Origin of the sequence: Flavobacterium jumunjinense (assembly GCF_021650975.2) — a bacterium.
Taxonomy (GTDB): Bacteria; Bacteroidota; Bacteroidia; order Flavobacteriales; family Flavobacteriaceae; genus Flavobacterium; species Flavobacterium jumunjinense.
This window is the reverse complement of sequence record NZ_CP091285.1, coordinates 1,290,666-1,303,998: the sequence shown is the minus strand read 5'-3', so window position 1 is coordinate 1,303,998 and position 13,333 is coordinate 1,290,666. Positions and strand designations below refer to the sequence as shown.

The following is a 13,333-nucleotide window of genomic DNA, read 5'->3' as shown; positions in this document are numbered from 1 at the left end:
TTATTATTTTATAAATATTACTTCTAATTCTTTTAATCTATTTATATCACCATTAAGTTCCTTATAAACATCATTCTCAGAAACCACTACTGCTTTCGTAAATCCTTTGCTTTTAGCCCAGCTTCCCGTAAATGTTTTAAATGCAGCTTCTTCAAGGTTTTCTTTAGTGATTTTTTTGCCTTTCATAGCTGTTTTTAAATCATATAGGTTAACAGATTCAGAATTAGGAAAATCTTTGTAAGCAGAAGATTTTAACCATTCCGCATAAATACCATCTAAATCTTTGCCTATTTCTTTTTTTAACATAACATAACCATCATCTAACATGGTTTTTCCTAAGCTTATGTCTTTAAAACCAGTTCCTTTATATGACGACATAAAATCCCCTAATTTTTTGGGTATAAATAAATCGGCATACAAAATATTTTTACCATCAGTATGATGTCCTTTTTCTGCAAATTTTATGGTACAATCAAATTTATCGGATGGATCTTTAGCACTTGCGTCCCATTTTGGTTTGAAATCTTTAAATTCTTCTAATTCATAAATATATTTTTCTCCTTTTTTGTGTCTTACTAATGTTGCTAAATAATCTTCTCCAGTTTGTGAATGTAATCTTTTTCTAGTTAAAACAGAACCTGTTGATTCAAAAAATTGTTCGACACCTTCAACCCCTTTTGTTTTTAAAACCTTTGCTGCATCATCTAAAAAAACTTTTACTTTTGCTGGTGAATCCGTAAATATTTCAACCCCTTTATAAAATACTGTTTCTGTATTTGCTTTTGTTAGGTTTTTGAGATAGAAAAATATGTTTTTTGATACATTTAATGCAGTGTCTAATGCAGCTGCAGAAATACTATATAGTTTGTCAAATCGTAGTGGAATATAACTATTTTTTTCTACCTCATTTGCCACAATTTTTAAATGCTCAATTACCTCATCTATTTGCTTGGCTTCCTCTGTATTTTTTGCTGTTTTCTTTAAATCATCACTATGTTCTAGAACTTCTTTGGCACTTTTGCGTAAACCTCCTTTTATGGCAACGGTTAATTCTCCACTCAAAGATAAGATTTGAAGGGCTAATTATAAAGCATAAAAAAACCACCCGAAGGTGGTTTATGTTAAACAAGAAGTATTTACTTTTGAGGTGAAATAGGTTCGTAATAATTTCCTCTTTCATGGTCTCCATAATACTTTTCTTCGTCTTCTTGAGTGGCTGGAACCAAATACAATGGGTAATTATAATCATAAAATCTTTTTATTTTTTCATAAAACTCATAAAAGTAACGTAAGGCTTTGTCATCGTAATTCCTGCCATTAATTACATATTTTTCACCAAAATATTCTATTTCTTCGTCATATCTGTAGTTGATATGGTCTAAAAATTCTCTACATTGGGTTTTTAATAAATCCTTTAACTTCAACTCCATTTCAGTTAGCAATGCTAAAAACAATTCGCTTTTTGGTTCTAAAATTATGGCTTCATGCCCAAATTTTTCTCTTAATACTTTTTCAAATGTAATCCTTTCATAATTGGTTAAATTATGAGGTGCTTCTTTGCCACCAGGATAATCTTCAACAATTATTCCGTATCCTTTATCTGTATGAACTGTATTAGAATATCCGTGTACTCTATAATCTTGTACTGCAACTATTACATATTTTAATCTTTTATCTTTCATTTAATTATTATTTTATAAAAATTACTTCTAATTGTTTTAATCGGTTTATATCATCATCAAGAAATTCATAAACATTTGATTTTGATACCACCATAGCTTTAGTGAACCCTTTGCTTTTTGCCCATTTGCCTGTTACAGTTTCCATAGCAGCAATTTCTAGGTTTTCTTTGGTTATTTTTTGTTTACTCATTGCTTCTTTTAATTTAGTTAAATTAACAGATTCTCCTCCAAAATCTTTATAACCTGGGTTATTTAGCCATTCTCCATAAATGCCATCTAAATCTTTACCTAAATCTTTTTTCAGAATAGCATATCCGTCATCAAGCATTGTTTTACCTAAACTTATATCGGTTAAATCTAATTTATTGGCTTGAAAAGTATCGTTTAAAGATTTAGGAACGTATAAATCAGCATATAATATATTTTTCCCAATAGTTTCGGGAATACTTGGTTTATCAGCTAGTGTAACAAAACATTCAAATCTTTCGCTTCTCAAAGTTTGTTTTCTATTCCAATTTTTAACACCATATTGAAAGTCTTCTATTTCATAATAATAATATTTGTTCATTTCTTTTTTACGCACTAGATTACAAATAAAGGTTTCTCCCGTTTGAGAGTGTAATCTTTTTTTGGGTAAAACATAACCTGTTGATTCAAAAAATTGTTCGACTCCTTTATTCCCTTTGGCATTTAAAACCTTTGCTGCATCATCTAAAAAAACTTTTACTTTTGCTGGTGAATCCGTAAATATTTCAACACCTTTATAAAACACCGTTTCTGTATTTGCTTTTGTTAGGTTTTTGAGATAGAAAAATATGTTTTTTGATACATTTAATGCAGTATCTAATGCAGCTGCAGAAATACTATATAGTTTGTCAAATCGTAGTGGAACATAACTAATTTTTTCTATCTCATTTGCCACAATTTTTAAATGCTCAATAACCTCATTTGCTTCTGATTTAGAAATCTGCTTTTGATCTACTAAATCGTCTAATTTTTTTTCTAATTTAGCTTTGTTTTTTGCATTACCTACTAATTTTTTTGCATTTTTTTTCAATCCAACATGTAGTGCAACAGTAATTTCTCCCGATAAGGAAATCATTTCTAAATAAAACAAATATTCGGCTATTTCTCTACCTAATTCGGTATCGTTTACATCTAACAGCTTTAATAATGCATTACCCACACCGCTACTAATTTCAACAACTCCAGCAAAGGCTTTTACACCTGTAATTACATTGGTGACAGCTTTAGACTTTCCTATTAGTGAATGTCCTGCTTTTAGTATTTTTGCTAAACGACCTACTTTTAAAATGTTTCCTACTCCAGAAAGTGTTGTTAGTACATCGATAGCATATTCACCACCCGTCATTATATTTTCCCAAAAAGCACTTTCGTTATTAGCATATAGCACAAAAGCGGGTAAAATTGTAAATTTACTATCTTCTTGTTGTTCTTCATCTTTGAGAATAAAAGTAGGATTGTCTGCCTCGATTATTGCTAGAGGAGATAGTGGGTGGTAATCATAATCATGCGTTATTTTCTCCTCAACGAATCGGATATCGTTTCCATCGGCAGTACGTACAGTAATTTCCTTATAAATACCTGTGCCAGAAACAACCTTTAGCGCTATGCTATTGCTGCTTAGTTTCCATTCTATAGCAGTGTTATCTGTGTGAAAACCTAGTTTTTTAGTTGAACGATAGTCAATTAAAACAGGGTTTTTATCGGTTATATCAATGAACTTGTTTTTTTCTGGATCTATTGTGCTAAAATCGGAATTTTTCCAGATATTCCACAAAAATTGTAGCATTTTTTTAAAATTATCGCCATCTATACTATGAATTAATTCATGGAGGAGTGATTTTTTACTTTTGGTTCTTTTGTTTACAACTTCTTGAAGAAAAATTGTGTCACTTTTTGAGCCTTCATAGATGCCTTCTAATATACGCAAAACAATGTCTTCTTTGTTTAAACCAATGTTTGTTACACTATATTCTAATGTTTTTTCTAAAACATACCATAGGAAGTTAGGATCTATTTTTTTAAAGAAGAAGATAGGTACAAAATAGAGTGTTTCTAGAATTTTAGTGCCACTAGAAAAATGGAGAAGGTTTTCTACAAAAACGGTGTAATCTTCTAAAAATAACTTTTTTGCGTTACTATTAAATGCGTCTAAACCCTCTAAGCCATAAAAAACAGTTTGGTTTAGAAACTCCAAAAGAGCTCCAAAATAGTTGAATTCTAGGCGTATTGCGGTTTCGGTCATAAAACTGTTATAGGATATTCCTTTTTGGTAATAGGTATATTCTAAATAGTATTTTCCTCCTCTTTGACTTATTTTTGGTAAGAGAAACACAAAACCTGCTTTGTCGTTTTTGTGAAAACCGACGTTTCGTTTTGTTTCCGAACTCACTAAGTTATAACCTGTAGAAAGTAAAGCTCTTAATGCTAGGTCGCTATAATCGCTAGTGTAACCTTCTTCATCTTTGTAGTTAAAACTATAATCGCCATTTGTAATGTCTTGTAGGTCATTTGGGTGATATACAAAATAATCTGGGAATACAAAAACACTATCGAGAGAGATTTCTACAATTCTATCTATAGCTTGACTGTAATAATAGTTCCCAGGTGTTTCAATTTCTACAAATTCAACTCCTTCTTTTTCTTCCCATGAATCATTAAAATATAATGGAATTCTTCTATACTTTGTAATAGTTTCATTGTCTATTTGAAAATCTTTTTTAATATAATATTCAATTATTCCATTGGATTGTTGTTGAAGATATAAGGTGTCTTCAATTTCATGACCTAAATAGATATATCCATTTTGGCTTTCTACAGCTTTTTTTTCTACAAAAATAAAATCGTCCTCGTGCGGTATTTCTTTGTGCTTATAACTTTCATCTACAATAATTGCTTCTTTATATTTGTTATTTAAAGCAGCGTCTTCTGATCGTCTAAAAAACTTTAAATAATTTATAATTTGTTTGAAATCGCTCATTATTACATTAGTTTAAAAACCCCAACAATTTGTTGGGGTTTTGGGTTATACAATACCATTAGGCTGCTCCTTCTTCTACAGGTCTAGCTCCGCCCACAAGACCATCAGGGTCGGTTGTTGTGGTGTCATTCTGACTGTTTCCTAATACTACATCGTTTCCGTTCGCATCTACATTTTGTTTGATAGGGTTTCCATCTGAACCAAATAATAAATGATCGTCGCAATCGGTATTACAAGGCAATCCTTGTACGTTTAAACCAATGCTTCCTGCTTGTATTACTGTTAAAGACGTAGGTACTCTGCTTTCCCAAGTTTCTTCTACATCTCCTTCCTTAACGCGAAGCTCCTCTATGATAGATACAAATAGTTCGTCGTCCATTGTTGGCACTTGTCCACCATTCCATACTTGTCCAGTTGCCATATACCAGTTAACGGCTTCTTCAAACCCTGGACGCACTGTAAGAATTACTCTTGCCATTCCGCTTTGTAAAAAGGCTCTAAAAGTAGAGTCGTCTATGTCGTTAATATTATATAAACTTGCCCAGTTTTCTTTGCTTGCCCAATAGAAAGGGTAGAAATTGTAGCTCATTAAATTCCATTCGAAAGCTTGTTCAAAGAATTTTACTTTTCCAGCATAGGTTTCTAATAGTGGAGCATCATACTTAACTCTTGTGTCTATTACATTGCTTCCAGCTATTAAGGACTCTTTTCCTAAAGCTTCTTGACTAATTAAATATTCGATACAATTTTTTCTTAAAACCATGTTTTCTATCTGGCGATAAAAGGCAGGGTTCGTTTTTGCTTTTTCTGCTTGTACCGATTTTAATTCGGCTAATTTCCCATTGTATTCGGCTAATTTTTCTTCATACGCTTTAATAATAGCATTAAAAGCTTCTAATTGCCATTGCTCATAGGTATAGGCATTTCTTTCGAATTTTAAATCTAGGGTAATATGCCCTGGTGCACCACCAATTAAATGCGCTCCAAAATGAATGGTATCTTCATATAATCTTGAATCAACGGTACCATCCCATACTTTAGCATTATTTCCAGTAATATAATTATAGTTTCCTGCAATATTATAGCCTGCATTGCTATAGCTTCCTCCAGAACTTACTTTATAGTATACTAAATGGTAGCCTTCTGGAACATCAACTTTGTATGAATTTGTTGAAGCATCTGTTATTATGGCTGCACTTTTCCATTTTTCTTTTACTGGCTCTGGTGCTACTGTTACGTTATAATGTGAAATCCAATTTTTGTATTTAAATATAAAAGTATCATCTAGTTTTAAGGCTACTTCATTATTTGCGGTTCTTGGATCAATTGGTTTTTCTAAAACTACTTCGTAATCGTTCTTTTTTTCTTTGCTTGCTGCTACATTGTGAAAATTTGCAGGCTCTGGAATCATGAACTCATACATCAATCGTTTTCCATAATTCACAACTTTGTTTTTGTAAATTTTGTCAATCCAACGATATACACCCGAAACATGACTGTCTCCTTTTCTGTTGTCGAAACCATGTGTATTCTCTTCTGAATATTCTTCAATAATCTTAGAAATACGTTCTTCTTTTGTCTTTTTAACAACTCGGTCTAATGCTCTTTCTGTAATTTCTTTAGCATGGGTAACCGCTTGCGAATTGGATTCTTCTGACGTTGTGTTGGTTGCAAAATCGGCACCAGCATTTAAAGAATAGCCTGTAGTTGAATATCCTGCGTTAACAAATGCGCCTTGATGCGTGTCTTCAGCCAATAGAGAACTCACTTCTTGGTTCATTTCGAAACGATCGGTTGTTGAGGTATCTGTCAGTTTTTCAATTTCTTGTTCTTTGCTAGTTGTTGTGGTGTCTTCAGTTCTTCTTAAACGACGGGTTGTTTTTTCTTTATATTCACGAGCCATTACATTTTCAACATGCGATACTTCTCCAGGAACGTAGCAACACACTTCTTGTTCTACTTTTCTGTAGTCTGCAATACCCAAACGATTAATACCATATCCAGAAGGTATATACTCTAAACTATTATTTGAATGGTTCCCAGTATCTCCAGTATCGGCATTATTTAATGTTAACTCATAAGTACCTCTGCCTAATACATTATAACTTGCCAGTTCTCTTGTACCATTCCCAGTTATACTTGCATTACCACTAAATACTATTTTGTCATCATTTTCTAGAATGAAAGTACCCGATATTTTTATGTTTTTGTTTGCAGACAAATCAATACCATCTATAAAAATTTTAACCGATAGTTTGCCATTAATAATTTCGCTTTGGAAAGAATGGGCTTCTACGGGTACTGGATTGTTATCCATAGTTATCTGGTAATCTGAGGCATCGACATTTTCTAAATTTGGAATTCCGCTAAATAATAATTGTAAAGAAGTGGTTCCATCAAAATTTAGACCTGTATTTGTTATTACAAATTCATTGGTTGCGTTGGTAGTGTTTGCTATTGGAAGTAAGACACCATTAGCACTTACAATTGTTTGTGATAATTGATTATTAGCAAATAGTGTTTGTGTTGTTGTGCTTACTTCTTGGTTTACTTCATTTAGTACCTCATCAAAACAATCATAATTATTTTCTGCTACTATTTTTTCTACTATTTTTAAAGTTGTTGTAGAAACACGATTGGTAAGTGCTTCAGTATCTAACTGAGCAGCTTTATCAAAATTAAAAGCGGGTAAGTTTAAATTTTCATACTCAACTATAGTTTTCTCAGCATTCGTTTCTGGATCTATAATTGTTTTTTCTACCTTGGTTGCCGCTGCATAGGCCTCATCTACATTTTGTTGATGTGACTTACATGCTGCATCGTAGGCAATTTGATTTTCTTTTTGATACGCTTTTTGAGCTCTCTTCAACTCATCAGTTGCAGTGTTTAATAAAGCTATTTTTTCATTACTTTTAATAGTTTCAACTTCTTTTGTTAATTGTTCTATTGTCGCTCTACTTGAAACAGCTGTTTTTGCATTTTGGGTTGTCGTAATTTCTGTTTTTCCAAATAATGTTTTCGGCATTATTACTCTTGCTTGCGCTAATTTTCTTAAGAGAGCTACTTCTCCTTTTACAGGAGTATAGTTTTGAAGAAAGAAATCTGCTACTAATATTGAAAGAATAGCATCTCTAAGATAGGCTGATTGTGATGTTACTATTTGAAAGAATAGATTGTCCCAAAGTTTGATTAGTGAACCATTATCAATTTTTTCTGTCTCACCAAGCTCAGTGATTGTTTTGGTTAACGATTCTAATGTTAATGTGGTTCTGTTTTTAGTTAACCAAATTGAAAAATCATAGACTTTTTGGGAAACCAAACTTTTCTCTACTAGTGCTTCTTTTTTTAATAAAGCAACAACTTCGTATTCTTTTGAAACATCTTTTAATAATTGATTTTTATTCTTTTCTGGATTTCGAGCAATTTGTTCTAGATAACTACTTTGAAAAACTTCATTTAATTTTTTTTCAGATTCTGGATGTTTTACAAAGCCAGATTCTACTTTTTCTTTTTCAATTAACTCTGGCGCTCTCATTGTTACAAACCTGAAAAGCGTGTTTTTAATTTGTGTACTCATTTTTTTTGTTTTTTTAAGGTGAAAAATTCATTAATAAGCTGCGCATCTTATTATTTTAAAAGAATATATTCTAATTATTAAGCTTTAAATCTTAACAACACTGCAAATATAAAAGAAAATATTCAGTTACACAAACAAAAAATAGAAAATAATCAAATAAATATGTATTTGTTTGATTATTTACGTATTGTAATTGAAAATAATCTTTTTGTTTGATTTATTCGTTATTGATTTTGAATGGAGAAGAATTCACTAGACTTTTAAGAAATCATTATTTATAGTGATTTTATTCTATTCTAAATCGTATAGCTTTGTTTTTGAGTATAAATGAAAATAATCTTAAAAAACAAGATAGTAGAAAATGGGTTTATTAGAAAAACGTCAGATAGTACAGGTGAAGAATATAGATTTACCATTATTTAAGGAACAATTAAACAAGATAATTGGAAGTGATGTTGAGGTTGCTATTGAATGGGACAGCTATATTCTATATGACGAATTTCCTTTAAAACGTCTAGTGAATTTTGTTTTTATTGATATTATCGATTTTGTAAAAAGTATTTGTAATGATGAAATGCTGAAACAAAGATTACAAGTCAAGTTGAAAAGGATTCAATTGAGAAACTGTATGGATGAAAAAGAGATGGAAGTTGTGTTTAGAGATGAGACTCTTTTTATTACTGACCAACTTGTTGGAGATACTTTTAGTAATAATATGGCAAATGTGCTTGTAAATTATATGAAACCTATATTATAATATGAATTTTGAATATTTTAAAACAGTAGAACCCATTTCTGTAGTTGAAATGTGTAAGCAATTGAGTCACTTAGGGGAAAAAGAAGAAGATAGTCAACAATTGCTGCGTGTTGAATTGTTTCTTAGTAGTGGTTTTTCTCTTAATGGAAAAATTATTAAATACCAAGAATCGCCTTCCGTACAGCATATTTGGTTGGAAACAAGAAATCAAAGTGAAACAAAAAGTAGTATCGCTTTGATAAACTGCAATCAGATTTTTGGAATTAATATTATCGATTTTGATGCTTTTCTCAGACTGAAAGAGGAGCGTAAAAGTTTCCGAAATATTGGTCTTTTAGAATTGAAAAGAGTAAATAAAAAAGTAGAAGAAGAGATCTACGATGTCCTTAAAAAAAACATTCCGATTATGATTGAATGGGAAACTTTAGAAGAAAAACAAAGAATGATAATTCATAGAATAGTAGCGCAAATTCCTTCTGTTTTTAAAAGTGTCTTAGTGGACGAAATGAGTATCTCTTCTTTTAATGATACTATTCGTTCTATTAAAATAGTTATTAGTGATGCTGAAGCAACTAGAATAGAAGCCAATGCGTTTGTTATTTGCGTTAAAACTACAATAAAAAACACGATAATCAATGATTGTAAGGCTTTGAAAGAAAAATTGGAGTCATTGTTGTAATTTTTACAATATAGAAAAGTGTAACAACTTTACTGTGTTTTACAAAATCACTATTTATGGTGATTCCAGACATGAGCTGAGGATATACATTTGCAGTATAAATTATTAACAAATAAAAATTAATTATGGGATTAGCAGAAAAACGCTTAGCAGAAACAATTAAGACAGACAAATTTCCGGAATTTCAATCTAAACTGAATGAACTTTCAGGTTACGATTTAAAAGTAGAAATTGATTGGAATACTTTTACAGCTTTTGATCAATATCCTTTAAACCGTTTAGCAAATTATGTATTTAGTGATATTACTGAATTTGTACAGGGAATTTGTAGCGACGATATGGGTAAAGAAGCAATGCAAGAGAGTGTAAAGGGAATACATATTTCTAACTCTGATAAAGAAGAAGATTTTAAAATGGAGTTGAAAGACAATGTTTTATATCTTACTGAACTTTTAGCAGGTGGTGTTTTTAGTAATCACGGGCCAAAGGTGTTGAAAGGTTATGTAGAGTCTCTTTTATAATAAACAACAAATAACAAACATGATTCACTTAGATTATTCAAAGTAAGTAAGATGATTTTTGGATAATTATAGCACCATACAATTTGTATAATTGTATGGTGTTTTTTGTATATGTTAGTCTAACAAACCGAGTTCTATTGCATATTTAACTAATCCCGCTGTGTTTTTTACATTCAATTTTGATAATAAGTTTCTTTTATGTGTGTTTACAGTATTTAAACTAATAAAAGTTTTTTCAGCTATTTCAGCCGCTGTTAATTGTTGTGCAATCAGAATTAGAATTTCTTTTTCTCTATTGCTTAGTTCTGTTGTTGTAGCAAGGTTTTGTTTAAGATTGCTTTCATATTCGTTATGAATTTCTGTAACTTCTTTAGAATAATAGGTGCTTCCAGATTTTATCTTCTTAATAGCATAGAGTAACTCGTCTTTTTCTGCATTTTTTAAGAGGTATCCGTCAATTCCTATTCGTATTAATTTTGCAATCATGTGTGAATTGCTATGAGTACTTAAAATTAACGTTTTTAAATCGGGATATTTCTTTTTTATGTACTTTGCAACTTCAATTCCGTCCATTTGTGGCATACTAATATCTAAAACAATAATATCGGTTTTTGTTTTTTCGAGAAGAGAAAGTGCTTCTTTTCCATTCGATGCTTTTCCAACAATTTCAACGTCGTCACTATTACTTAATAATGATGCAATCCCTTCTAGAAACATATTGTGATCGTCTGCAATTATTATTTTTGTTGTTTCCATTTTGTCTGTATTTACTATAATTATGATATTGGAATTTCAATATTGAAAATAGAACCTCTGCTTAAAGAGGAATCAATGTTTATGGTTCCTTTAAGACTGTTAATTCTGTTTTTTATGTTAATGAAGCCAATTCCTTCTTTGTTATTTTTTGTGTTAAAACCAATTCCGTCATCTTCAAACATTATATTTAAAGAATTTTGAATTAGATTGAGTTGTAACTCAATCTTTTTAGCATAAGCATGTTTGATCGTGTTTGTAATTAATTCTTGAACAATAGTATAAATCTCCACCTGAATTTTTTCATTTAAATGATCTATATCTTTTCTTGGATAGGCAGAAAATGAAGCTGTTAGCTTACTAACTTCTGCTAATTTCTTTTGGTAATCTTCTAACACATCACAAAACTTGTTTTGATTGAATCGTTTTGGTAACATATTGTGTGATAAACTTCTAACCTGATTATAGGTGTCATTTATTTGATTGTTTATGTTCTTAATTTCTCTTTCCTTTCCAAAATCTGAGTTGCTCAATTGAAGCTTAATAGCTGCGAGATTTCCACCAATACTATCATGTAATTCTTGTGCAATTCTTAAACGTTCCTTATCCTGTCCTTCAACTTGCGCTTTAATTAGTTCTAGTTCTTGTTCTTTAAGTAAAGATTTGTTCTTTTGTTCACTAATTTCTTTCTGCTTTGTGTTGATAAGAATTTGAGCTTTTTGCTTTTGATAGTAAACGATTAATAAAGCTATAACCGGAATTAATATGATAATAAAACCAATAAAAATGATTTTTCGAGTTTCTTTCTGCCTTTGAATTTCAGAATCTTTTAGTTGTTGTTCCTTTTTTAATAATTTTATCTGATTTGCTTTGTTTTGTGAAGATTCTCGTAATCGTAATAAGCTATTTTCATTCTTTTTGCCTTCAATGGTTTTCTGAAGGTTAAGGTTTTCAATCGCTTTTTCTTGATTTTTTAATTGTAAAAATTTATTATTGTTTTCAAATACTAAATCTTTAATTTCATTCTCCTTTTGAAGTGTTTTAAATTTAATATCGAGTTCATTAATTTCTTTGTCTTTCTCTAAAGTTATTATAGAGTCTTGTGTTTGAGAATAACGGTCAATAAGTGCATATGCATTTTTATAATCACCTTCTTTAACAGCAATGTCTTTCAATCGCATATATATATCTTTTTGATTGCTAAGAAAGTTATGTTTAATAGAAAGTGTTAAAGCATTTAAATAGTATAGTTTAGAATCTGTATAGTTTTTTTGAGTATATAAAAGATGTCCAATGTATTCATTAACATATACTTGTGTTTGAAAGAGTTGGTTTTCTTTAGCAATAATTAAACTTTCTTTATAATATTTCATTGCTTGATCATAATCTCCTAAATCTTGATAATTAGAGCCAATATTGATAGCCGTAATGGCTTGGCAATCTTTGTTGTCTGTGTCTTTACAAATTTGATTGGCTTTTTTTAGATAAAGATTAGAAGATTCAAATTTCTTTTGGACACCATAAATAGTTCCAATATTAATATAGCTTCCAATGGCAATTTCACCAATTTCATCTTCACTTTTATATTCTAGACATTGTTTGAAATATTTTAGCGCATTTATATGATCACCTTGTTTCATATAAACATTTGCTAATCCATGTAAGTTCACATAATACGAGAAACTTTTTTCATATTTATCTACTGATTCAATACCTTTCAAGTGTGCTTTTTTGCTCGCCTCCATCAGTCCTCTTTTGTTATTGCAAAGACCAATTAAATTATAGCTCGTCGCATGTACGTTACTTCTCAATGTATCATTTATGATATAGCTAGAGTTTTTTAAAGCTCTATTTGCATAATGTAAAGTAGAATCAAGGACAGCTTCACGGTTAAAATAATTAGCAAAAAATAAATCCATTCTAACAATAGACTCTTTTGCTTTTATTTTTTTTAACATGATGTGAGCATTTTTATATGCTTCTTGTCTTTTTCTATTATTTAATAATTCATAAAGTGTGTTGATTTCTGCTTTCTCTTTTGCGATTAACTCAATAAGTTTTGTGTTCTGTTTTTTGTTTTTTGTTTCTTGCGCATTAACCATTATTACAACAAAAAATAATACTATATAAGCGGATTTTTTAAAATATGAATTTGACATAAAAAGGATAAGTTCACAGCGTTTAATCAACCATTGTTTAAAATGTTGAGGTTCTTTTTGTGTTTTGTAAGATGGACATCAAAAATAACAAATTATTTATGATGAATTTCATTTATTATATAGAAAAAGTGTTTTTTATTTGAAAAAAATCTAACTATTTTTTATTTTGTTGAAAATTTTCATACTTTTGTTTGAAATTTA

At 30.2% G+C, this 13,333-nt stretch carries 9 protein-coding genes; 3 read left to right on the top strand and 6 right to left on the bottom strand.

Features of this window, described 5'->3' with window-relative positions; translation table 11 throughout:
- Positions 1–3: 3 nt before the first annotated feature.
- The 4 genes from L2Z92_RS05920 to L2Z92_RS05905 form a co-directional block, all read right to left on the bottom strand.
- A complete protein-coding gene (locus L2Z92_RS05920) occupies positions 4–1,062 on the bottom strand; it encodes a hypothetical protein (protein ID WP_236457915.1) in 1,059 nt (352 codons plus the stop codon).
- 74 nt (positions 1,063–1,136) lie between these two features.
- Positions 1,137–1,682, bottom strand: coding sequence for a hypothetical protein (locus L2Z92_RS05915; RefSeq protein ID WP_236457914.1), 546 nt, complete (start codon positions 1,680–1,682; stop codon positions 1,137–1,139).
- A 7-nt stretch (positions 1,683–1,689) separates the two neighbouring features.
- The gene (locus tag L2Z92_RS05910) at positions 1,690–4,686 is read right to left on the bottom strand and encodes a hypothetical protein (RefSeq protein WP_236457913.1); all 2,997 of its coding nucleotides are present in this window, start codon (positions 4,684–4,686) and stop codon (positions 1,690–1,692) included.
- Between the two features lie 58 nt (positions 4,687–4,744).
- Positions 4,745–8,263 carry a hypothetical protein gene (locus tag L2Z92_RS05905; protein ID WP_236457912.1) on the bottom strand — a complete coding sequence of 1,173 codons (3,519 nt, stop codon included), beginning with the start codon at positions 8,261–8,263 and terminating at the stop codon, positions 4,745–4,747.
- Between the two features lie 361 nt (positions 8,264–8,624).
- Between L2Z92_RS05905 and L2Z92_RS05900 the strand changes: the two genes are divergently transcribed.
- The 3 genes from L2Z92_RS05900 to L2Z92_RS05890 all read left to right on the top strand — a co-directional run bounded on the left by L2Z92_RS05900 (position 8,625) and on the right by L2Z92_RS05890 (position 10,220).
- Complete coding sequence (locus L2Z92_RS05900; RefSeq protein ID WP_236457911.1) at positions 8,625–9,020, top strand: hypothetical protein; 396 nt, start codon at positions 8,625–8,627, stop codon at positions 9,018–9,020.
- A gap of 1 nt (position 9,021) precedes the next feature.
- A complete protein-coding gene (locus tag L2Z92_RS05895) occupies positions 9,022–9,699 on the top strand; it encodes a hypothetical protein (protein ID WP_236457910.1) in 678 nt (225 codons plus the stop codon).
- A gap of 125 nt (positions 9,700–9,824) precedes the next feature.
- Positions 9,825–10,220 (top strand): hypothetical protein, encoded by a 396-nt coding sequence (locus L2Z92_RS05890; RefSeq protein WP_236457909.1) that lies wholly within the window; start codon positions 9,825–9,827, stop codon positions 10,218–10,220.
- A gap of 114 nt (positions 10,221–10,334) precedes the next feature.
- Here the strand turns inward: L2Z92_RS05890 and L2Z92_RS05885 are convergent, their stop codons facing one another.
- Together L2Z92_RS05885 and L2Z92_RS05880 are read right to left on the bottom strand one after the other, a co-directional pair.
- Entirely contained in the window at positions 10,335–10,976 is a 642-nt protein-coding gene (locus L2Z92_RS05885; RefSeq protein ID WP_236457908.1) for a response regulator transcription factor, read from the bottom strand.
- A gap of 20 nt (positions 10,977–10,996) precedes the next feature.
- The gene (locus tag L2Z92_RS05880; RefSeq protein WP_236457907.1) at positions 10,997–13,132 is read right to left on the bottom strand and encodes a tetratricopeptide repeat-containing sensor histidine kinase; all 2,136 of its coding nucleotides are present in this window, start codon (positions 13,130–13,132) and stop codon (positions 10,997–10,999) included.
- Positions 13,133–13,333: the final 201 nt, after the last annotated feature.